The 20,182-nt window shown below is 63.4% G+C and carries 21 protein-coding genes; 13 read left to right on the plus strand and 8 right to left on the minus strand.

The annotated features are described in order from the left end of the window. Positions 1-35 precede the first annotated feature (35 nt). The 3 genes from waaC to rfaD are packed head-to-tail and all read right to left on the minus strand — an operon-like array spanning position 36 to position 2,937. Positions 36-1,010, minus strand: a complete 975-nt coding sequence (gene waaC / locus LB565_RS22315) for a lipopolysaccharide heptosyltransferase I (protein ID WP_224587816.1) — start codon at positions 1,008-1,010, stop codon at positions 36-38. Then, entirely contained in the window at positions 1,007-2,014 is a 1,008-nt protein-coding gene (gene waaF, locus LB565_RS22320) for a lipopolysaccharide heptosyltransferase II (RefSeq protein ID WP_224587818.1), read from the minus strand. Before waaF ends, waaC begins: the two co-directional genes overlap by 4 nt. Further along, entirely contained in the window at positions 1,987-2,937 is a 951-nt protein-coding gene (gene rfaD / locus LB565_RS22325; RefSeq protein WP_224587820.1) for an ADP-glyceromanno-heptose 6-epimerase, read from the minus strand. The genes waaF and rfaD overlap by 28 nt, the downstream gene beginning before the upstream one ends. Positions 2,938-3,078: 141 nt before the next feature. On the opposite strand from rfaD, the gene LB565_RS22330 reads away from it, so the two are divergent. The 6 genes from LB565_RS22330 to LB565_RS22355 all read left to right on the plus strand — a co-directional run bounded on the left by LB565_RS22330 (position 3,079) and on the right by LB565_RS22355 (position 7,225). Next, positions 3,079-3,315, plus strand: coding sequence for a type II toxin-antitoxin system Phd/YefM family antitoxin (locus tag LB565_RS22330; RefSeq protein WP_217575619.1), 237 nt, complete (start codon positions 3,079-3,081; stop codon positions 3,313-3,315). Continuing rightward, positions 3,308-3,721 (plus strand): hypothetical protein, encoded by a 414-nt coding sequence (locus LB565_RS22335; protein ID WP_318012185.1) that lies wholly within the window; start codon positions 3,308-3,310, stop codon positions 3,719-3,721. Before LB565_RS22330 ends, LB565_RS22335 begins: the two co-directional genes overlap by 8 nt. A 29-nt stretch (positions 3,722-3,750) precedes the next feature. Further along, positions 3,751-4,383 carry a LysE family translocator gene (locus tag LB565_RS22340; protein WP_224587822.1) on the plus strand — a complete coding sequence of 211 codons (633 nt, stop codon included), beginning with the start codon at positions 3,751-3,753 and terminating at the stop codon, positions 4,381-4,383. A gap of 155 nt (positions 4,384-4,538) precedes the next feature. Further along, positions 4,539-6,023, plus strand: coding sequence for a D-glycero-beta-D-manno-heptose-7-phosphate kinase (gene rfaE1, locus LB565_RS22345; protein ID WP_224587824.1), 1,485 nt, complete (start codon positions 4,539-4,541; stop codon positions 6,021-6,023). A 7-nt stretch (positions 6,024-6,030) separates the two neighbouring features. Further along, entirely contained in the window at positions 6,031-6,603 is a 573-nt protein-coding gene (locus LB565_RS22350; RefSeq protein ID WP_112126837.1) for an SIS domain-containing protein, read from the plus strand. After that, positions 6,596-7,225: a D-glycero-alpha-D-manno-heptose-1,7-bisphosphate 7-phosphatase gene (locus LB565_RS22355; RefSeq protein WP_224587837.1), complete on the plus strand. Its 630-nt coding sequence runs from the start codon at positions 6,596-6,598 to the stop codon at positions 7,223-7,225. The genes LB565_RS22350 and LB565_RS22355 overlap by 8 nt, the downstream gene beginning before the upstream one ends. Before the next feature lie 61 nt (positions 7,226-7,286). Here the strand turns inward: LB565_RS22355 and LB565_RS22360 are convergent, their stop codons facing one another. Then, a complete protein-coding gene (locus tag LB565_RS22360; RefSeq protein WP_040989590.1) occupies positions 7,287-7,763 on the minus strand; it encodes an Lrp/AsnC family transcriptional regulator in 477 nt (158 codons plus the stop codon). A gap of 262 nt (positions 7,764-8,025) precedes the next feature. On the opposite strand from LB565_RS22360, the gene trxB reads away from it, so the two are divergent. After that, complete coding sequence (trxB, locus tag LB565_RS22365) at positions 8,026-9,000, plus strand: thioredoxin-disulfide reductase (protein WP_224587839.1); 975 nt, start codon at positions 8,026-8,028, stop codon at positions 8,998-9,000. Between the two features lie 70 nt (positions 9,001-9,070). Next, complete coding sequence (locus LB565_RS22370) at positions 9,071-9,967, plus strand: LysR family transcriptional regulator (RefSeq protein WP_224587841.1); 897 nt, start codon at positions 9,071-9,073, stop codon at positions 9,965-9,967. A gap of 146 nt (positions 9,968-10,113) precedes the next feature. Here the strand turns inward: LB565_RS22370 and LB565_RS22375 are convergent, their stop codons facing one another. The 3 genes from LB565_RS22375 to LB565_RS22385 all read right to left on the minus strand — a co-directional run bounded on the left by LB565_RS22375 (position 10,114) and on the right by LB565_RS22385 (position 15,201). Beyond that, a complete protein-coding gene (locus tag LB565_RS22375) occupies positions 10,114-10,611 on the minus strand; it encodes a methyltransferase family protein (protein WP_224587843.1) in 498 nt (165 codons plus the stop codon). 789 nt (positions 10,612-11,400) lie between these two features. Further along, positions 11,401-13,449, minus strand: coding sequence for an elongation factor G (locus LB565_RS22380; protein ID WP_224587846.1), 2,049 nt, complete (start codon positions 13,447-13,449; stop codon positions 11,401-11,403). Between the two features lie 222 nt (positions 13,450-13,671). After that, entirely contained in the window at positions 13,672-15,201 is a 1,530-nt protein-coding gene (locus LB565_RS22385; protein ID WP_224587847.1) for a putative bifunctional diguanylate cyclase/phosphodiesterase, read from the minus strand. 280 nt (positions 15,202-15,481) lie between these two features. On the opposite strand from LB565_RS22385, the gene LB565_RS22390 reads away from it, so the two are divergent. Then, positions 15,482-15,877, plus strand: a complete 396-nt coding sequence (locus LB565_RS22390; RefSeq protein ID WP_224587850.1) for a cupin domain-containing protein — start codon at positions 15,482-15,484, stop codon at positions 15,875-15,877. A gap of 62 nt (positions 15,878-15,939) precedes the next feature. On the opposite strand, the gene LB565_RS22395 is transcribed toward LB565_RS22390, so the two are convergent. Continuing rightward, the gene (locus LB565_RS22395) at positions 15,940-17,142 is read right to left on the minus strand and encodes a pyridoxal phosphate-dependent aminotransferase (protein WP_224587851.1); all 1,203 of its coding nucleotides are present in this window, start codon (positions 17,140-17,142) and stop codon (positions 15,940-15,942) included. A gap of 219 nt (positions 17,143-17,361) precedes the next feature. On the opposite strand from LB565_RS22395, the gene LB565_RS22400 reads away from it, so the two are divergent. From LB565_RS22400 to LB565_RS22415, 4 genes are all read left to right on the plus strand, one after another. After that, positions 17,362-18,261 (plus strand): EAL domain-containing protein, encoded by a 900-nt coding sequence (locus LB565_RS22400; RefSeq protein WP_224587853.1) that lies wholly within the window; start codon positions 17,362-17,364, stop codon positions 18,259-18,261. Beyond that, positions 18,258-19,118 (plus strand): EAL domain-containing protein, encoded by an 861-nt coding sequence (locus LB565_RS22405; RefSeq protein ID WP_224587864.1) that lies wholly within the window; start codon positions 18,258-18,260, stop codon positions 19,116-19,118. Before LB565_RS22400 ends, LB565_RS22405 begins: the two co-directional genes overlap by 4 nt. A 146-nt stretch (positions 19,119-19,264) precedes the next feature. Then, positions 19,265-19,873 carry a glutathione S-transferase family protein gene (locus tag LB565_RS22410; protein WP_224587865.1) on the plus strand — a complete coding sequence of 203 codons (609 nt, stop codon included), beginning with the start codon at positions 19,265-19,267 and terminating at the stop codon, positions 19,871-19,873. 114 nt (positions 19,874-19,987) lie between these two features. Continuing rightward, positions 19,988-20,182, plus strand: a 195-nt coding sequence (locus tag LB565_RS22415) for a hypothetical protein (RefSeq protein WP_224587870.1), incomplete at its 3' end; no start/stop codon positions are given.

The raw sequence follows: 20,182 nt of genomic DNA on the forward strand, positions 1-20,182 counted from the left end.
TATTCGACTCACCAGAGCGAATTCTGAAAAGGTCCTCACGCTGGCGCGTTTGATCTGAGCGCCAGCATGCGCTCAACCTCAGCCATTACTTCAGCCGGCGTCACCCTGCCGCCAGCAGGCGCAAGCAACGTCGATGCGAACGGCCCGCGCGGGCCGGTGAGACCGGGTTCCGTCGCCAAGAAGATGGCGACCGTCGGCAGGCCGAAGGCGCTGGCAAGATGGGTGAGGCCGGTATCGGCGCCGATGACCAGCGTCGAACGGCCGAGGATCGCGGCGATATCCGCGAGCGGCGATTTTGCAACCAGCACCGTCCCTGGCACGGCACCGGCAATGGCTTCCGCCACTTTGTTTTCCGCCTCGTTCGACCAGGTGGCAACCGGCGTGAATTGCCGGTCGGCCAGTCGGCGCGCGGTTTCGATCCAATCCTCGACCGGCCACTTCTTGTCCGCGCGGCTGGTGCCGTGCAGCAGGAAGGCGGTTTTGCCTTCAATGCCAGCCAGGCCGCCCGCCGGCGGCACGATACCGGAGTTGAGCGCCGACAAATCCGGCTGGTAGCCAAGCGCCAGCCCGAACAGCCGCCTGGTGCGTTCGATGGCGTGCAGGTCGCGCGGCACGGCGTATTTGCGTTGATAGAACAGCGTTGCCGAAGGCTCGCGGGCGCTCGCCCGGTCGAAGCCGGCAATCGGCGCGCCGGCCTGGATGGCGACCAGGGCCGACTTCAACAGGCCTTGCGCGTCGATGACAAGGTCGTAGTTTCCCGCTCGCAGGGCCCGCCGCAGACTTGCCATCTCGCGCCAGGTTTGGCCGCCGAAAAGCCGCTTGCGCCAGCGCCGGATCACCACCTTGTGGATCACTCCGATGGCTGGATGTAGCGCCACTATCCCAGCAAAGGGTTCTTCCACGCACCAGTCGAAGCTGACATCGAGGCGATTGCGCACCGCGTCCTCGATGGCGGGAAACGTGTGAATGACATCGCCCATCGACGATGTCTTGACGATAAGCACTTTCATGCCGCTGCCGGAACGTTGAGCAAGCGGTCGGCCGCGGCCGCGACTCGAGCGACATCAAGAGTCTTGAGGCAGTTGAGATGCCCGAGCGGGCAGATCTTTTTATGGCAGGGCGAACAGGACAGATGCAGCCAGATCAGCTCGGAGCGCTCGCTGAGCGGCGGCGTGTTTTCCGGCGAGGTCGAACCATAGACGGCGACGATCGGCGTGCCGACGGCGGCGGCGACATGCATCAGCCCGCTGTCGTTCGAGACCGCAAGCTTTGCCGCCGCGATTAGGTCGATGGCGTCCTCCAGCCGCGTCTTGCCGGCAAGGTCGACGGCGCCTGGGGCAAGGGCTGCGATCTCGCCCGTCACGTCGGCATCGTTCTTCGAGCCGAGCAGCGCGACGCCCAAGCCCTTGGCCATCATGTCCCGTGCAAGCCCGGCATAATGATCGCTCGGCCAGCGTTTTGCCGGGCCGAATTCGGCGCCGGGCATGAGCGCCACGAATTTGCGGCCGGTCAGCCCGAAGCGCGCCAGCAGATCGGCCTGGTTAGCCTCGTCGACGGCAAGTCTCGGCGCGCGAAAGGTGCCGCCGCGCGCGAGGCCGAAATAGGCGCGCGCCGTGCGCCGTTTCAGCGTTTCGGGCAGCGGCACGATGTCGGTCAGCAGGCCGTAGCGCATTTCGCGCAAATTGCCGACGCGGTGCGGGATGCGGGCAAAGAACGGGATCAAGGCCGATTTCCAGCTTCCCGGCAGCACATAGGCCATGTCGTAGCGGCCGCGCAGCAGGCGGCCGAAGCGCCTGCGGCTGCGGAATTCGAGGGCTCCCGGCATCAACGGAAAGTCGATCTGGCTGCGGATCTCGGGCATGCGCTTGACCAGCGGGGCCGCCCATGCCGGCGCCAGCACGTCGATGGCCGCATTCGGATGTTTTTCCTTCAGCGCCGCAAACAGGCACTGCGCCATGACCATGTCGCCCACCCAGCGTGGGCCGATCACGAGGATCGTTGGGCCTTCAGCCATTCGACATAGTCCCTGACGCCGGTTTCGACTGTGCGGAATTGGCCATTGTAGCCGGCCGCGCGCAAGCGGGACATATCAGCCTGCGTGAAACTCTGGTAGCTGCCCTTGAGGTGATCGGGAAAGGGGATGAATTCGATCTCGCCCTTGCCCAGCGTGTCGATCACCGTCTCGGCGATCGCCCGGAACGGCTGGGCGCGGCCGGTGCCGCAGTTGAAGATGCCGCTCAAGCCGCGTTTCCACAGCCACAGATTCACCTCGGCGACGTCGCCGACATGGATGAAGTCGCGGCTCTGCTCGCCTGGACCGAAGTCGCCATAGGCGCCGAACAGCTTCGGATTTTCGCCGCGCTCGACCTGGTTGAAGAGATGAAAGGCAACGGAGGCCATGGCGCCCTTATGCGCCTCGCGCGGGCCGTAGACGTTGAAATAGCGCAGGCCGGCGACCTGCGAATGATCGGTGTCGAAGACGGTGCGGCGGACATAGTCGTCGAACAGCTTCTTCGAATAGGCATAGACGTTGAGCGGCCGCTCGAAGTCCGGCTCCTCGCGAAACTCGCTGCCGCCGCCATAGACCGAAGCCGACGACGCATAGAGGAAGGGCACGCGCAGCTTCAGGCAGGCATGCAGCAGCCGCTTCGAATAGGCGTAGTTCACCTCCATCATGAACTTGCCGTTCCACTCGGTGGTGGTCGAGCAGGCGCCTTGATGGAACACAGCCTCGATGCGGCCGAGCGCGCCGTCCTCGAGCCGGGCGAGAAATTCGTCCTTGTCGAGATAGTCGGCGATGCGCAGGTCGGCGAGGTTGGCGATCTTGTGGCCGTCGGTGAGATCGTCGACGACGACGATGTTATCATGGCCCTCGGCATTGAGAGCGGCGACGATGTTGGAGCCGATCATGCCGGCGCCGCCCGTGACGATGATCATGAAGGCCTCTGCTGCTTGCGATTCCGGCTCTTATAGGGGAGGCCAGTCGGGCTGTCGACAAAGCAGGCATCGTCCCGTCTTAGGTCGTTGAGCTTGTCTATTTCGTCTGTTTTGCCTATTTTGTACAAGATGGAGGACTTCATGAAGCAATACCCGTCTACTGATCTGAAACAAAATCTCGGTGACGTGCTTGCGGCCGCGAGCCAGCAGCCTGTCTCCATTACCCGTCACAACAAGCCGAGATATGTCCTAATGAGCATCGAGGCCTACGAGGCTCGCTTTGCCAACGACAGCCGTCGCGCTTACGCTGCCAAGGATGCTCCGTCAGACCATGTCGAGATGCTTGAGGAGTACGCTGCGGAGTTGGATCGTGATTAAGCCGGTTGCCGCCGACGTCTGGCGATATCCATATCTTTGGTATCGGCAGCATGGAGACGGCGAGACCGAAGGCCGCAAGAGACGGCCCGTTGCCTTCGTGGCCGTCCTTCCCGGGAAAGCCGGCGGCACGAACCTCTTCATCCTCGCAATCACCTCTACGCAACCGGGTCGCGATCGTGTTGCCGTTTCCGTTCCGGAAATCGAACGCCGCCGCGCCGGCCTTGACCCTATTCCTCTTTGGGTCATAGTCGACGAATACAATCACGATATCCTGGAATCGTCAGCCTATTTCGAGCCGGGCGCGCGCATCGGCGCGTTCAGTCCGTCATTCCACAAGAAAGTCATGGCTGCTTTCATTGCGGTTGTCCGCACAGGCCAATCCAAAGCCGTCCCGCGTGCGGACTGAACAGGCTGCGACCGGATCATGAGGGACAAATGCCGTCGACCGAACTGCTCATCGCTTTTTTCGCCACCACCGCGGTCTTCGCCTATATTCCTGGCCCCGCCATGCTCTACGCCGCTGCGCAGACGATGGCGCGCGGGCGCTGGTCGGGGCTGACGGCGGCTCTCGGCATCCATCTCGGCGGCTATGTGCATGTCTTTGCCGCCGCTGCCGGCCTGTCCGTCCTGTTTCACGCGGTGCCGCCGCTCTATCTTGCGGTCAAGCTCGTCGGCGCGCTCTATCTGATCTGGCTCGGCGTTTTGATGTTCCGCAAACGGACGAACGGCGATATGGCTCTGCCCGCCATCGAACGGAAATCGGCCCGTCGCGCCTTTTTCGAAAGCGTCACCGTCGAGGTGCTCAATCCGAAGACGGCGATCTTCTTCATGGCGTTCCTGCCGCAATTCATCGATGCCTCGGCGGCGCTGCCGGTCTGGCTGCAATTCGTGGTGCTAGGAACTATCGTCAATCTGATGTTCTCCTCGGCGGACATCGTTTGCGTTTTCCTTGCCGGCGCGATGATCGCGCGATTGCGGCGTTCGGGACGCGCCCAGCGGCTAATGCGACGCGCGGGCGGCGCCGTGCTGGTCGGCCTCGGCGTCCATGTCGCCCTGCAGAAGAGCTGATCGCCCAGCCGGCTTCGGCTTGCGGTCCGCACCCGGCCTTGCCGTTGCACTCGCCCGAATTGCGGTATATCGGCATCGCTTTAAGCGACCCGCGCCACAATTCCGGCGCTGAAACCTAATCAAGTCCGGCCTTCTTCAGGCATGCCTCGAGTGAGATGATCAAGCACAATCCGCCCTCTCCGGAACCTTTGCATCGCACCATCGCCCGGTTCGGCAACGTTTCCGTACTGATTGTGGGCGATTTCATCCTCGACCGTTTCGTCAGCGGCGTGATCGAACGCATCTCGCCGGAAGCCCCAATACCCGTGCTACATGGCAAGGGCGAGACGTTGAATATCGGCGGCGCCGGCAATGTCGTCTCCAACATCGTTTCGCTGGGCGGGGCCGCGATCCCGGTGTCGGTGATCGGTGCCGACCAGGCCGGCGACAATCTGATGCGCATGCTCGGCGAAATCGGCGTCGACACCGACGGCCTCCTGCAGCGCCAGGACCGCATGACCTCATCGAAAAGCCGCTTCAGCGCCCTCAACCAGCAGGTGCTGCGGTTTGACGAGGAAGAGATCAAGCCGCTCACCTCCGCTGAGCGGGCGAAGCTCATCGATCACTTCCAGGCTGCGCTTGGCCGCGCCGACATTGTCATCCTCTCCGATTACGGCAAGGGCATCCTGCTCGACGGCGTCGCCGGCGAGCTGATCGCGATCTGCCGCGATGCCGGCAAGCCGGTGCTGGTCGATCCGAAGGGGCGCGATTACGCGCGCTATGCAGGCGCCACGGCGGTGACGCCGAACCGCAAGGAACTTGGCGAGGCGGTCGGACGCAAGGTGTTCGGCGACGACGAGATCGTGACCGCGGCGCGCGACCTGATCGCCACGCATGATTTCGAGTTCATCGTTGCCACGCGCAGCGAGAAGGGCATGAGCGTGGTCTCCGCCGAGGATGCCCGCCACATCTCCACCCAGGCGCGCGAAGTGTTCGACGTTTCCGGCGCCGGCGATACGGTCATCGCAAGCTTCGCGCTGTCGCTCGCCGCCGGCGCCGACCGGGTGCATGCCGCCGTCATTGCCAACGCGGCCGGCGGCGTCGTGGTCGGCAAGCGCGGCACGGCACGGCTCAATGTCGAGGAATTGTCCGGCGCGCTGTTCCGTTCGCACGGCCCGACGACCCATACCGATGCCATTCTCGACGCCAATGCGGCGGCCCGGATGGTCGCGGCGTGGAAGGAGGAGGGGCTGACCGTCGGCTTCACCAATGGCTGCTTCGACATCCTGCATGCCGGCCATGTCAGCCTGCTGCATGCCGCGCGCAGTCAGTGCGACAGGCTGGTGCTCGGCCTCAACAGCGACGCCTCGGTGCACCGGCTGAAAGGGCCGGGGCGCCCGGTCAACAATCAGCATGATCGCGCCTGCGTGCTGGCAGCACTTGCCTCGGTCGATGCCGTCGTCGTCTTCGAGGAAGATACGCCGCTCAAGCTCATCGAGGCGCTTTTGCCGGACATTCTGGTCAAGGGTGCGGATTACACGATCGAGACCGTGGTCGGCGCCGACGTGGTGCAGAAGGCGGGCGGGCGCGTGGTGCTGGTCGACCTCGTCGCCGGCAAGAGCACGACGAACACGATCGGCAAGCTGCGTGCCGCAAACTGAGGGTCTCATGTCCGATTTGAACGACTACCTGGTCCGCTCCGCGGCGGCGATCTCGGCGATGGTCGAGCGCGATCTCACCGGCGAGATGGAACGCGCCGTGAGCACCGTGGTGACGGCGCTCTCGCAAGGCAAGGCGCTGCTGATCTGCGGCAATGGCGGCTCGGCCAGCGATGCCATCCACATCGCCGGCGAGCTGGTCGGCCGCTTCCTGAAGGAACGCAAGGCCTACAACGTCATCGCGCTGCCGGCCAACGCCGCGGTGCTGACCGCCTGGGGCAACGACTACGGCTTCGACACCGTGTTCTCGCGCCAGGTCGAGGCGCATGGATCGGAAGGCGCGGTGCTGCTCGCCATTTCCACCAGCGGCAATTCGCCGAGCATCCTTGCCGCCGCCGAGCAGGCGCGGGCGATGGGGATGACGGTTATCAGCCTCACCGGCGAGACCGGCGGCAAGCTCAAGCCGCTGACCGACATCCTGCTCAACGTGCCGTCGACTTCGACGCCGATCATCCAGCAGGGGCATCTGTGCCTCTATCACCATCTGTGCGAGGCGGTCGAAGCGCGTCTCAGCAATGGCTGAAAACGAAAGCTTTCCGCTGGCCGAGCCGGGCCTTTGGGTCGAGCGGACCACCGCCACGAGCTTTCCGGCCGACGGGCCGGCGCTGTTCCTCGATCGCGACGGCACGATCAATGTCGATACCGGCTATCCAGACGATCCGGCGGCCATGGTGCTGCGCGACGGCATCGCGCCGGTCATCGAGGCTGCGAACCAGCGCGGCGTTCCGGTCGTTGTCGTCACCAACCAATCAGGCATCGCGCGCGGCTATTTCGGCTGGGACGCGTTTGCGCGGGTGAACGGGCGCGTGCTCAAGCTGCTGGCTGAGCAAAACGCGTTTGTCGACATGGTGCTGGCCTGCGCCTATCACGAAGCCGGTTCAGGTCCTCTCGCCATTGCCGATCACCCGATGCGCAAGCCCAATCCGGGCATGCTGCTGGAGGCGGGCCGCGGCCTCGGCCTCGACCTGAAGCGATCGCTGATCATCGGCGACAAGCCGGCCGACGTGGAAGCCGGTCGGCGCGCCGGCCTCATACGTGGCTGGCTCGTCGACGGCGAAGCCTCGACGATAAGCGGGTTTTCGGTTTCGCCGTTGCGCGACGCCACGGACCTTGAGGGACTGCTTGCCGCGATACGGTCGCTCTGATCGCGGATTGATTCAAAACCAGCCCTTTGTTTGCGCAAGCGAATTTCCGGAAGCCGGCACATTAAGTTGGAAAAGCCACCAGCCCTTCGTCCTTGACCCGGCGGATCGTCAAGGCGGTGCGTACCGTGTCCACATTCGGGGCCGACGCCAGTTCCTCGATGACGAAGGTCTGGAAGGTGCCGAGGTCGCTCGCCACACAATGCAGCAGGAAATCGGATTCGCCCGAAACCATCCAGGCGTCGCGCACGATGGGCCAGCCGCGCGTGCGTTCGGCGAAGGTCTTCAGCTCAGCATCGGCCTGATGATGCAGGCCGATCAGGCAGAAGGCGACGACATCCATGCCGAGCGCAGGCGCATTCAGCAGCGCGCGGTAACCGCGGATGATGCCGGCCTCTTCCAGCCGCCTGACACGGCGCAGGCAGGGCGGCGCCGAAATGCCGACCCGGTTGGACAGCTCGACATTGGTCATGCGGCCGTCGCCCTGCAGTTCGCGCAGGATCTTCCAGTCGATGGCGTCGAGATCGGCTTTGAGCGGCATAGACGGCTTTCGCGCAAGAATCTTTCGTGATTTTGTAATTTGGTTTCGCCTGGGAGGCCATCCCTTTGCGATGATTTTCTCCTTATTTTGATGCCTCGGAGCCACACCTCTGGGTGACACGCGTTGGTGACGGGCGGCGATATGGCCCGACATGCAGTGGACGAAGCTTTCCGGGGACGAAGGCCAACTTGCCTTGCTGGTCCCACGGGCAACACTTACATTACGCGCGACAAACCACGGCTGCGCGCCGCAGGGGACTTTCATGAACACCAAACATGCGCCCGTTCTTATCATCGGTTCCGGCCCGGCCGGCTACACGGCGGCGATCTATGCCGCCCGAGCCATGCTGAAGCCCATGCTGGTCGCCGGCCTGCAGCAGGGCGGCCAATTGATGATCACCACCGACGTCGAAAACTATCCTGGTTTCGCCGATCCGATCCAGGGCCCTTGGCTGATGAGCCAGATGTTGGCGCAGGCCGAGCATGTCGGCACCGATATCATCAACGACATCATCACCGAGGTCGATCTCAATGTGCGGCCGTTCCGCGCCACCGGCGATTCCGGCACCGTCTACAGCGCCGATGCGCTGATCATCGCCACTGGCGCGCAGGCCAAGTGGCTGGGCATCCCGTCGGAGCAGACCTTCATGGGCTTCGGCGTTTCGGCCTGCGCCACCTGCGACGGCTTCTTCTACCGCGGCAAGGATGTCGCGGTGGTCGGCGGCGGCAATTCCGCGGTCGAGGAAGCGCTCTATCTGTCTAATCTCGCCAAGAGCGTCACCGTCATCCACCGGCGCAGCGATTTCCGTGCAGAGCGCATCCTGCGCGAGCGGCTGCTCAAGAAGGACAATGTCCGCGTCATATGGGACACGGTAGTGGACGAGATCACCGGACGGCCGGGCAAGGCGCCGCTGCCGCCTTCCGTCGAAGGGCTCACCCTGCGCAACGTCGTGACCGGCCAGGAATCGAAGCTGCCGGTCGACGGCGTGTTCGTCGCGATCGGCCATGCGCCTGCGGTCGAGCTCTTTGTCGGCAAGCTGAAGCAGAAGCCGAACGGCTATCTGTGGACGGCGCCCGACTCGACCCGCACCGACGTGCCCGGCGTGTTCGCCGCCGGCGACGTCACCGACGACGTCTACCGCCAGGCGGTGACTGCGGCCGGGCTTGGCTGCATGGCGGCGCTCGAGGCGGAAAAATATCTGGCGGGCATCGAGGTCCACCGCGAAGCGGCGGAATGACAGATCGGCTAAAAAGCCGTTTAAAAGCCTGATTTTTCATTCAGACGCCAAAGGCAACGCGAGGGGAATCATGGCGCTGGACTGGGATAAATTACGCGTATTCCACGCAGCGGCGGAGGCTGGGTCGTTCACCCATGCCGCCGAGACGCTGCATCTGTCGCAATCGGCCATTTCGCGGCAGGTCAGCGCGCTGGAGCATGACGTCGGCGTCGCGCTGTTCCACCGCCACGCGCGCGGCCTGGTGCTGACCGAGCAGGGCGAGATGCTGTTCCGCACGGCGCATGACGTGCTGATGAAGCTGGAAACCATCAAGACGCGGCTGACCGAGACCAAGGACCGGCCGTCGGGCGTGCTCAGGGTGACGACCACGGTGGGCCTGGGCGCCGGCTGGCTGACCGAGCGCGTGCAGGAATTCATCGAGCTCTATCCCGAGATCAGCTTGCAGCTGATCCTGGCCAATGAGGAGCTCGATCTCACCATGCGCCAGGCCGATTGCGCCATCCGGCTGCGCCAGCCGCAACAGCCGGACCTAATCCAGCGCCGGCTGTTCACGGTGCATTTCCACCTTTACGCGGCGCCGTCCTATATCGCCAAGTTCGGCAGGCCGGCGTCGATCGCCGAGCTCAGGAACCACCGCATCGTCACTTTCGGCCTCCCAGTGCCTTCGCATCTGTCGGAGCTGAACTGGCTTGAGACGGTGGGCGATTTCGAAGGCGCGCAGCGGGTGCCGACCCTGCAGATCAACGACATCCTGTCGATCAAGCGGGCGGTGCAGGGCGGCGCCGGCATCGCCATGCTGCCGGACTATGTGATCAACAAGGATTCGAACCTGGTCCAGCTGCTGCCGGAGACCGAGGTGCCGTCTTTCGACACCTATTTCGCCTATCCCGACGCAATGAAGAACCAGGCGAAGCTGCATGTTTTTCGCGACTTCATCATCGCGAAGGCGCGCAGCTGGTCCTACTGAATATTCAGGTGAGGCCGGTCTGCGAACGGCAGGCTCCTGCGCTTCCGGTACTCACGTACTGAAGTACGCTCCGTTCCGGTTCTTGGAGCCTACCGTTCTCGACTCGGCCTGACCTGAATATCGGCACCCCCCTCGGATAGGGCGGCTCATCCGCGCCAGGGTGTCAGCCGCGGCAGCCAGCCGGGCACGGCACGGCGATAGGCCTCGTATCCTTCGCCGTAGCGGTCGGCGAGCGTCGGCTCTTCGTAGAGCTTGACGAAGGAGATCATCGCTGCCGCGGCGATGAGGCCGTAGACCAGCACCCCCCAGCTCGAGAAGATCAGTGCCTGGCCAAGGATGATCGCCAGCACCGCGACATACATTGGGTTGCGCACATGGCGGTAGATGCCGCCGACGACCAGTTTCTCGGTCGGCGCCACGGGAGCGGGCGTGCCCAACCCCTCGAGGGCGAAGCGGGCGAAGGCATGAAGCAGGATGGCGGCCGCTCCGATCACAAGAATCGAGCCCGCAGGCACGAAGCCCGGCAGGGCCGACGGCGGTTTGCGATAATGATCGGTCAACAGCCAGGGCGCCAGTCCGGCGACAACGCCGGGTGCCGCGACAAGGAACAGCACGCTGCCGGCGATTGCTGAAAAAGTTCGCATTAGCCGTCTCCTGCCATAAAAATAAACTTGGCGTGCCGAAATCGACACCATTTCACCGACTCGCCTATTTCCGAGCAAAATCGGGCTCGATTTTGCATTTAAGCAGTCGCTTTAGAGCCAGAAACGCCCCGGAACCGGCGATTTTTCTGGTCCTATGGGTTCCAGGAACAGGTTGGACCACAGCCTGCGTCTTTTTGCATGCGTGTGTTGCAAAATAGATGCTTGTTTCTTGAGCATGATGAGCACATATATAGTCACATCTCCAGGGCGCGTTCTCCTCCCATTAGCGCCCTTGAGTGTTCCCCTCTGGAGGTTAGCCCTAATCGGCACTTCCAATCAAACTCAGCCGGATCTTTATTGATCCGGCTTTTTTGTTGCCCGCACGCCTTCGAGCCGGCAAAAAAACGACTGGATCCGCCACGTAACAGTGACATGTAACATCGGGTAACATGTTGCAGACGCACTCTATCGTTTAAGTAGACGATAGGACGCGGTTGGTCGGTTCGGGAGATGGGGGCATCACTCGAAAGGCCGGGCTCAGGCAAGCACCGCGTCCGAACCTTTTTTCCGGATGCGGCGGACCAGCCGTTGCCTCCCAGGAAAACGGTCCGCGATAGGAACGGCGTCCGGATGATCCGGACGCCGTTTTTCGTATTTCCAACAGAAGTCTGTCAGGCAGGCCGGCCTGCGAGTGCGTTTCACCGTTTCACGGAAACGGCGAACCGCACTATCTCCTTGTTCCTACGCAATTCCGGACGGAAAACCGCTCACACTTTTCCTGGAATTGCTCTAGGCGGCTTTGCCGTTGGCGTTCATCGCCTCGTCGGCCAGCCTGCCGGTGAGCTCGGCCATGTGGTCGAAAGTGGCCTTGTAGCTGGCGACGCCGGCGGTGGCCGAGCGCAGCTCGATGATCAGATCTCCGATTTCGGCCTGAGGCATGGTCGCCTCGACGACATCCCAGCCCGGCCAGTCCGGCCTTGCGTCATAGCCGAGGATCTGGCCGCGCCGCTGCGGGATCAGCGCGATGATCTTCGAGGTCGCGTCGGACGGCGTGACGATCTCGACCTTCATGATCGGCTCGAGCAGGACAGGCGAACAGGCGGCCATGCCTTCCTTCATCGCGAGCTTCGCCGCCATCTGGAAGGCCATGTCGGAGGAATCGACCGCATGGTAGGAGCCGTCCGACAGGTTGACGGCGACATCGACGACCGGGAAGCCGAGCGGACCCGTCTTCAGATAGTCGCGAATGCCGGTCTCCACCGACTGGATATAGGTTTTCGGCACCACGCCGCCGGTGATGGTGTCGGAGAACTGGAAGCCGGAACCGCGCGGCAGCGGCTTGATCTCGATCACCACGTCGCCGAATTGGCCGTGGCCGCCGGATTGCTTTTTGTGGCGGCCGCGCTGCTGTGCCGGTTTGCGGATCGTCTCCCGGTAAGGCACCGCCGGAGCATGGCCCTCGATCGGAATCTGGTTCTTGCCCTCGAGGCGCTCACGCACCACGCGCAGATGCATCTCGCCGTGGCCCGACAGGACGGTTTCGGCGGAGTCCTGGTTGTGACGCAAGCTGAGCGATGGATCTTCCTCGGCCAGCCGCTGGATCGCCGCCGACATCTTGACCTCGTCCTTGCGCTCCTTGGGACGAAGCGCGAAGGCAAAGACCGGCTGCGGCGGCTCCAGCGTGACCAAGGGCCGGATGCCGCCCTTGGCCGAGCTCAGCGTCTGGCCGGTCTTGACGTTGTCGAGCTTGCCGAGCGCGACCGTGTCGCCGGCCTTGGCCGACGTCTGCTTGATCTGGTCCTTGCCGAGCATCCTGTAGATGCCGGAGACCTTCGCCGTGTCGCCGTTGGACAGGAAGAGCTCCGCCGCGTCGGCCAATTGGCCGGAAAGCACGCGCGACACCGAAAGCTTGCCGCCATGCGCGGTATGGATGGTCTTCATCACCTGCACCACCGTCTGGCCGTCCGGGGCGCCAAGGCGCGTCCGCGTCGCCTCGACATCCGGTGCGTCATGGCGAATGGCTTTCAACAGGCGCAGCACGCCATTGCCTTTCTCGGCCGTGCCGATCAGCACCGGCGTCACCGCGCCGGCGCGCAGATCGGCCGAGAGATCGTCGAAGATCGCGTCCTTCGGCGGCTCGATCTCCTCCAGCAACTGCTCCATCAGGTGATCGTCGTGGTCGGCGAGCGTCTCCAGCATGGAGAAACGCGCTTCCAGCTCGCGCGCCTTGTCGTCGTTCGGGATCTCGGCGACCTGGCTTTCGGCATATTCGCGATAGATGTAGGCACGCTCCAGCGCTAGGTCGATCGAGCCGATGACGATGCCGTCCTTGCGCACCGGAATCTGGCGCAGCAGCAGCGGTACCGAGCTTGCCGGCTGCAGCATCTTCAGCGTCTCGCGCACGCCTGCGACCGCCTTGTCGACCTTGTTGAGGAACAGGATGCGCGGAATGGCGAGATCGTCGAGCTTGCGCATGATGAGCTGCAGCGCCGGGATCTTCTTCTCGTCGGCCTCGGCGACGACGACCGCGAGGTCGCAGGCGGCAAGCACGGGTTCGGCCTCGAAGGCGAATTCGATGGAGCCGGGGCAGTCGACGAAAGTGATCTGCTCGCCCATGAAATCGGTGGTGGCGAAGGTCGCCTCGACGCTCATGGCATGAGCGCGGGCTTCGGGCGAATGATCGGAAACGGTGTTGCCCGACGAAACGGGGTTCTGGCGGGGGATGGCGCCCGTGCGGGCGAGGATGGCTTCGAGAAGTGTCGTCTTACCGCTTGCGAAGGGACCGACTATGGCAATGCATTTCGGTCCCGTGCGTCGTCCTCCGGCGCGAGTACCCATGGCTGAACCTCCACTCAGGCGTTTCCCAAGAGAACGATCAGCAAAAGTGGAAACCGGTTTGCGTCCGATCGCACCCTGTGCAGAGCGGCGGCCGGCCTGTTCGGCCGTCGCGGGCGGGGTTTTCACCTCTTCCCAAAACCATCGTCACACGGGTTTGCCGGGAGGGCAAGAAAAATAGGATGTTCGCCGGCTTGGGTTGGGCAGGCTGCCATTTCCTGTTTGTCAGGCTGTGAGGGCGAGCGGCTCGCGGGCGGCGGCACACAACGCGCTTGCCTTGTCGCGCGGCGCCGGCTTGCCGAAGAAATAGCCCTGGAAGCGGCTGCAGCCGGCCGTTCGGGCGAGGGTGAATTCCTGCTCGGTCTCGACGCCCTCCGCGACGATGGCGATCTCCTGGATGCGGGCGATCTGGGCAAGCGCAGAAACGAAGATCTGCGCCACCTGGTCATGGGCGAGGCTGCGGATATAGGAGCGGTCGATCTTGATGCTGTCGATGGGCAGCGACTTCAGATAGTTGAAGCCGCAATGGCCGGTGCCGAAGTCGTCGAGCGCGATGTGGAAGCCGAGGCCGCGGAGCGCTTCCAGGCGCCTCAGCACCTCGGGCGTCGCGGCCGTAGCCACCGTCTCGGTGATCTCGATGATGAATTGCGATGCCGACCGGCCGGTTTCGCGCAGGACCCGGTCGCACATCGTGACGATCTCGTCGCGCTTCAACTGCTCGCCGGAGACGTTGATCGAGATGCGCCGTCCGGGAAAATGCCCGATATCGGCGCAGGCTCGCTTGAAGACCCACTCGCCGGTCATGTCGATCAGCGTCGAGCGCTCGGCGATCGGAATGAATTCCGCCGGCGAGATCAAGCCGCGCACGGGATGGCGCCAGCGGATCAATCCTTCCAGCGCGTCGACGGAGCCGTCGGGATCGACGATCGGCTGGTAGTGCAGTTCCAGCTCGCCGAGATAAATCGCGGCGCGCAACTCGCGTTCCACCAGCCGGCGATAGCGTTTGTCCGACAGCATCTCCTCGTCGAAGATGGTGACGCGGCCGCGCCCGCCGGCCTTGCTTTCGTAGAGCGCGAGGTCGGCCAAAAGCATCAATTCGGTTGCGTTCGAAGCATGCAGCGGCGCAAGCGCGACGCCGATCGAGATCGACAGCGGAATGATCTTGCCCTCGTGCCTTTTGCCGGCGCGCATGGCATCCAGCAGCCGGCGCGTGTCCCTGTTGATGAGGGCGATGTCGCCATGCGGAACCATGACGCCGAACTCGTCGCCGCCGAGCCGTCCGATGACGCCGTCTTCGAAAATGCGTTGCGCTTCCGCGACCAGATGGGCCAGCGCCAGATCGCCGAACTGGTGTCCGAACGTGTCGTTGAGCTGCTTGAAATGATCAAGGTCGATCAAAAGCAGACTCGCCTGGCGACGGTTGCGCAAGCCGCCCAGCCAGTCGCCCAGCGCTTCGATGAAATAGCGCCGGGCCGTGGCGCCGGTCATGGCATCGACACTGAGAAAGCGGTGCTTCTCGGCCTCGGCGTCCGCCGCCGATTGCAGGCGCTGGACGACGCTCGCGCGCATATACATCAGCACCAGAAGCGCCATTAAGGTCGATGTCACCGACACCGCGAGAGCGCCGGCGCGGGAGGCGTTGTCCGTCAGCGCGAAGGCGGCAAGGCCGGTGGCGGCGATGCTCACCACGAGCAAGGCCTGGATGCCGCGATAGATGCGGCCGCTGTGATCCCTGATCGTCGCCAAGATGCTCATGTCCGCGCCCCCACAGCACGCGCCATGGCTAGGACCTCAGCCGTTAAAAAACACTGAGTGCGACCGCCGCCGCGCCGCATTCGGCAAAGCTTGGCTGTCTGCTCGGCTTTTATAGTTAAAAAGCAACGATTTGTGACAGTTTTTTGAACATCCCCAGCGCGTGTTCTTATCTTCGACCACAATTGCAAAGCCCGGTTGCGCTATCGCGATGCGAGGGTGAAACTGGGTTGGAAGCTGCCGCGCTCGCGGCGGACGTTTCATCAAGACGAGGATCTGAACGATGAAGATCATTGCGTGCGGCGGCGTGGCGACGGTCGTCGCCCCTCAGACCTATTTCACCGGACGGGTGCTGCAGACGCCGATCATCGAGAAGGAAGCGCCGGCGCGGCTGAGAGCCACGCTGGTCAGCTTCGAGCCCGGCGCGCGCACGCATTGGCATACGCATCCGCTTGGGCAGACGCTCTATGTCACCGCCGGCGCCGGTCTGGCGCAAAGCTGGGGCGGCGCTGTGCAGGAGATCAGGGCAGGGGATGTCGTTTCCTTCGCGCCAGGCGAAAAGCACTGGCATGGCGCCGGCCGGAAAACCGCCATGACCCACATCGCCATGCAGGAGGCACTGGACGGCGTCCACGCCGACTGGCTGGAGCAGGTTTCCGACGAGCAATATGGCGGCTGACTAGCGCTCAACAAAAAACCCGGCCGGAGCCGGGTTTTCCTCGATTGGTGGGTTCGCGTCGATCAAGTCAGCGATGCGGTGAACCGCTGGATGCGCGTGCAGGCTTCCTCGAGCAGCGCCTCCGACGTGGCGTAGGAGATGCGGAAGTTCGGTCCGAGGCCGAAGGCCGAGCCGAACACCACCGCGACCCCTTCCGCCTCGAGCAGTTCGGAGCAGAAGGCCTCGTCATTGTCGATCACCTTGCCCGTCTTGGTCTTCTTGCCGATCAGATCAGCGCAGGACGGATAGACGTAGAAAGCGCCTTCCGGCGAGGGGCAAGAGATGCCGCGTGCTTGGTTGAGCATCGAGACCACGAGGTCGCGCCGGCCCTGGAAGATCGCTTTGTTTTTGGCGATGAAATCCTGCGGGCCGTTGAGTGCCTCGACGGAAGCCCATTGCGCGATGGTGCAGGCGCCCGAGGTCTGCTGGCCCTGGATCATGTCCATCGCCTTGATCAGCGGCACCGGGCCCGCGGCATAGCCGATGCGCCAGCCTGTCATGGCATAGGCTTTCGACACGCCGTTCATGGTCAGCGTGCGCTCATAAAGGCTCGGCTCGACCTGGGCGATAGTCTTGAAGACGAAATCGCCATAGGTCAGGTGCTCATACATGTCGTCGGTCAGCGTCCAGACATGCGGATGCCTGAGCAGCACGTCGGCCAGCGCGCGCAGTTCGGCCTCGGTGTAGGCGGCGCCCGAGGGGTTGGACGGCGAATTCATCAGCAGCCATTTGGTTTTCGGCGTGATCGCCTTTTCCAGCACTTCCGCCGTCAGCTTGAAACCGTTGTCGATCGAAGTGTCGGCGAAGACCGACGTGCCGCCGCAGATCGCCACCATCTCGGGATAGCTCACCCAGTAGGGGCGGGGAATGATGACCTCGTCGCCCGGGTTCAGCGTCGCCATGAAGGCATTGAACAGGATCTGCTTGCCGCCGGTCCCGACGATGGTCTGCTCCGGCCGGTAGTCGAGATTGTTCTCGCGCTTGAATTTTTTCGCGATCGCCTCGCGCAGCGGCACGATGCCGGAGACCGGCGGATATTTGGTCTCGCCGCGGCGGATCGCCTCGATCGCCGCGTTCTTGATGTTGTCGGGCGTATCGAAGTCCGGCTCGCCGGCGCCCAGGCCGATCACGTCACGGCCGGCATTTTTCAGCTCGCGCGCTTTCTGCGTCACCGCGATGGTCGCGGAAGGCTTAACGCGGGAAAGGGCGTCGGCGAGAAAGGCCATGACAAAATGTCTCCTAGGAAAAGCGGCCAGGAGCGGCCGCGGCGCCTCTCATGTCGCATCATCGCGCCAAGCGCAAGCATTGTGCGATGAACCAGAGGTCAAGGAGGCGTGACCAAAGTCAGCCTGCGTGAGCGGCAACGCTAAATTCATCAACGGCCGGTAAACCCTTGGCTGGCAGGATCGCAGATCGGATTGCGCCTATTCGCGGAGCGAGAAACCTTGTCGCGCAGCATCGGGCTTGCCCACATCATCCGTCATGATGACGGCACCTCCACGGGTGTCTGGGGCATCCATACGCTGCAGAGCGCGTTCCAGCCGATCTTCGCCTTCAAGGAGGGCAAGCTTTCGGTCACCGCTTTCGAGGGGCTGATCCGGCCGTTCCGCGATGGCGAGCCGCAGTCGCCGGTGACGTTTTTCGGCACCTGCCCGGCGGCCGACCGGCTGCATATCGAGGCGCTGACGCGCACGTTGCATCTTCTGAACGCCGGCGCCTGCCTGCCGCAAGAGGCGTCCATCTTCGTCAATTTCGACCCGTCGGTCTTCACCGATCGCCACATCGCCGACAACGCACTGCGCGACATGCGGCTGGTGCTGCACGAAGCCGGTATCGATCCGCGCCGCATCGTCTGCGAGGTCACCGAGCAGAAGTCCGCTTCGCAGGAAACGCTCTACGATTTTGTCGAGGCGCTGAGGGCGAACGGCTTCCGCATTGCGGTGGACGACTACGGCGCCGATGAGTCCGACATCAACCGGATCAAGGAACTCAAGCCCGACATCGTCAAATTCGACGCGCATTGGATCACCCAGCTGATGGAGTCCGGCGCCGGCTTCGCCTTGCTCACGGCGATGGTGCAGAGCTTCGAGAGCCAGGGCATCCGCACCGTCTTCGAAGGAATCGAGGAAGGCTGGCAGCTGGAGCTTGCCGAGAGGTCCGGCGCCTCCATGGTCCAGGGCTATGTGCTGGCCCGGCCGGAACTCGCCCCCACCAGCTTTCGCGACTTCGGCAAGGTCGAGCGGCAGCCTTCGGCCGAAGAAAACAAGGCGCAAGTCGCCGCAAGCCCGGGCCCGGCGCCGCAGGCGCGGCCGGCAAGAGTGTTCGGGCGCAAGGTCGCGCCATGAGCGGACAACCAGACAGGCGGCGCAACGTCGCCGAGGCGATCTTCGCCGACGAGATCGGCCTCCATTTCGGCGTCTATGGCGAGTTCCGGCTGTGGAGCGCCTATCAGCCGATCTTTGCGCCGGAAGGCAAGGTGCTCAGGGCGATTGCCGTCGAGGGGCTGATCGAGCCGCGGCGTATTGCGGAGCCGGTAGCCCCTTCGACCTTCTTCAGCGGCGTTCCCGCATCCGACCGGCTGTTTGTCGAAACGATGTGCCGGATGCTGCATCTCGGCAACTACCGCAACATCGGCGTCGAGGGATTGACGCTGTTCTTCAACTATAATCCGAATGTCAACGACCATCTCGGACGAGCGCTGGCCGAGATCCGGCTGATGACCAGGCATCTCGGCGATTTCGAGCTGGAGCCCGGCCTGCTGGTCTGCGAGATCACCGAGCAGGCAGCCGACGACCACATTCTTGCCAGCCTGGTGCGTGAAATGCGGCGTGACGGCATCCGCATCGCCATCGACGATTTCGGCACGGGACATTCGACCGAGGCGCGCATCGATCTGCTTGCGCCCGACATCGTCAAGATCGATGGCGCCTGGTTTGGCGAGCTCTGCCGCCATGCTGCCGCCGAGCGCTTCTTCCGGCCGCTGGTGGCGAGGCTGCACGAGCGAGGCGCCAAGGTGCTGGTCGAGGGCATCGAGAACGCCCAGCACTTACGCGTCGCGCTCGAGGGCGGCGTCGACCTGATGCAGGGTTTCCATCTCGCCCGCCCTGCGCTCGCCGGCACGATCTTCAACGAAGAACCGCTTTCCGTAGAAGCCCTGCTCGGCGCTGGCAACAAGGTCGTGCCCCTGCATCAGCATCGCTGATGCAAACCCGAAAAGCGCATCGGCATCGCTGATGCAGATCCAAAGACGCATCAGCGCCGCTGATGGTTCTTCTCAAAAACAAATCACTGGATGAGACCCGACCCGCGCGCTAGAGCCTTCCGGCAAGACGCGAGAGGGTAAGAGGCATGATCCTTTACGACATGGCCGACAGCGGCAATTGCTACAAGCCGCGGCTGTTGATGGCGAAGCTCGGCATTCCCTTCACCCGTATCGAGGTGAGCTCGCATACCGGTGAGACGCGCAAACCGGACTACGTCGCAAAAAATCCGAACGCGATGGTGCCGATGCTCGAGCTCGACGACGGCAGGCGCATCACCGAGAGCAACGCCATCCTGCTTTATCTTGCCGAAGGCACGCGCTTCCTGCCGGCCGACAAGTATGAACGCGCACTGGCTTACCAATGGCTGTTCTTCGAACAATACAGCCATGAGCCCTATATCGCGGTGCGCAAGGCGCTGCTGACCTTCCCGGAACGGGCGAAGGACGCCACGCCGGAACGATTGGCGCAGACACTGGATCGCGGCAACAAGGCGCTCGGCGTTATGAACCAGCATCTGCAGCGGAACGAATTCTTCGCCGGCAGCGCCTATAGCGTCGCTGACATCGCCTTGTACGCCTATACCCACACCGCCGGGATGGGCGGCTTTCAGCTCGACGCCTATCCGGCCGTCGCCGCCTGGCTGAAGCGGGTCGAGGCGGATAAGGGGCATGTGCCGATCGGGTGGGTGCCTTAAGGCAGCGCCGGCGATTGGCGAAAGGCTGGGGGACAGCTTCCTTCTCCCCGTTCACGGGGAGAATATGGCGGCAGCCAGATGAGGGGCTGCGCCGGCCTTACTAGGTCAGCCAAAATGACAGTCCTGAAAACGTTGGCGCTGCCCCTCATCGCCCTGCCGGGCACTTCTCCCCGTGAACGCAGGGCTGTCCGGGGAAAGTTATTCATAGGCGAAGTCCAACTGGTTTGGGGAAGTTCGGTTGCTTCGGCGGCCGGGATTGACCGGAGGTGGCTTGTTGATGGCCTCGATTCTTCGGCGTTCGAACAGGCA

Origin of the sequence: Mesorhizobium sp. CA14, from assembly GCF_020165195.1 — a bacterium.
Classification (GTDB): Bacteria; Pseudomonadota; Alphaproteobacteria; order Rhizobiales; family Rhizobiaceae; genus Mesorhizobium.

What these genes read in the sequence shown, in the direction of transcription:
- waaC (WP_224587816.1), bottom strand. Translation starts at nt 1,010, where the DNA reads ATGAAAGTGCTTATCGTCAAGACATCGTCGATGGGCGATGTCATTCAC.
- waaF (WP_224587818.1), bottom strand. Translation starts at nt 2,014, where the DNA reads ATGGCTGAAGGCCCAACGATCCTCGTGATCGGCCCACGCTGGGTGGGC.
- rfaD (WP_224587820.1), bottom strand. Translation starts at nt 2,937, where the DNA reads ATGATCATCGTCACGGGCGGCGCCGGCATGATCGGCTCCAACATCGTC.
- LB565_RS22330 (WP_217575619.1), top strand. Translation starts at nt 3,079, where the DNA reads ATGAAGCAATACCCGTCTACTGATCTGAAACAAAATCTCGGTGACGTG.
- LB565_RS22340 (WP_224587822.1), top strand. Translation starts at nt 3,751, where the DNA reads ATGCCGTCGACCGAACTGCTCATCGCTTTTTTCGCCACCACCGCGGTC.
- rfaE1 (WP_224587824.1), top strand. Translation starts at nt 4,539, where the DNA reads ATGATCAAGCACAATCCGCCCTCTCCGGAACCTTTGCATCGCACCATC.
- LB565_RS22350 (WP_112126837.1), top strand. Translation starts at nt 6,031, where the DNA reads ATGTCCGATTTGAACGACTACCTGGTCCGCTCCGCGGCGGCGATCTCG.
- LB565_RS22355 (WP_224587837.1), top strand. Translation starts at nt 6,596, where the DNA reads ATGGCTGAAAACGAAAGCTTTCCGCTGGCCGAGCCGGGCCTTTGGGTC.
- LB565_RS22360 (WP_040989590.1), bottom strand. Translation starts at nt 7,763, where the DNA reads ATGCCGCTCAAAGCCGATCTCGACGCCATCGACTGGAAGATCCTGCGC.
- trxB (WP_224587839.1), top strand. Translation starts at nt 8,026, where the DNA reads ATGAACACCAAACATGCGCCCGTTCTTATCATCGGTTCCGGCCCGGCC.
- LB565_RS22370 (WP_224587841.1), top strand. Translation starts at nt 9,071, where the DNA reads ATGGCGCTGGACTGGGATAAATTACGCGTATTCCACGCAGCGGCGGAG.
- LB565_RS22375 (WP_224587843.1), bottom strand. Translation starts at nt 10,611, where the DNA reads ATGCGAACTTTTTCAGCAATCGCCGGCAGCGTGCTGTTCCTTGTCGCG.
- LB565_RS22380 (WP_224587846.1), bottom strand. Translation starts at nt 13,449, where the DNA reads ATGGGTACTCGCGCCGGAGGACGACGCACGGGACCGAAATGCATTGCC.
- LB565_RS22385 (WP_224587847.1), bottom strand. Translation starts at nt 15,201, where the DNA reads ATGAGCATCTTGGCGACGATCAGGGATCACAGCGGCCGCATCTATCGC.
- LB565_RS22390 (WP_224587850.1), top strand. Translation starts at nt 15,482, where the DNA reads ATGAAGATCATTGCGTGCGGCGGCGTGGCGACGGTCGTCGCCCCTCAG.
- LB565_RS22395 (WP_224587851.1), bottom strand. Translation starts at nt 17,142, where the DNA reads ATGGCCTTTCTCGCCGACGCCCTTTCCCGCGTTAAGCCTTCCGCGACC.
- LB565_RS22405 (WP_224587864.1), top strand. Translation starts at nt 18,258, where the DNA reads ATGAGCGGACAACCAGACAGGCGGCGCAACGTCGCCGAGGCGATCTTC.
- LB565_RS22410 (WP_224587865.1), top strand. Translation starts at nt 19,265, where the DNA reads ATGATCCTTTACGACATGGCCGACAGCGGCAATTGCTACAAGCCGCGG.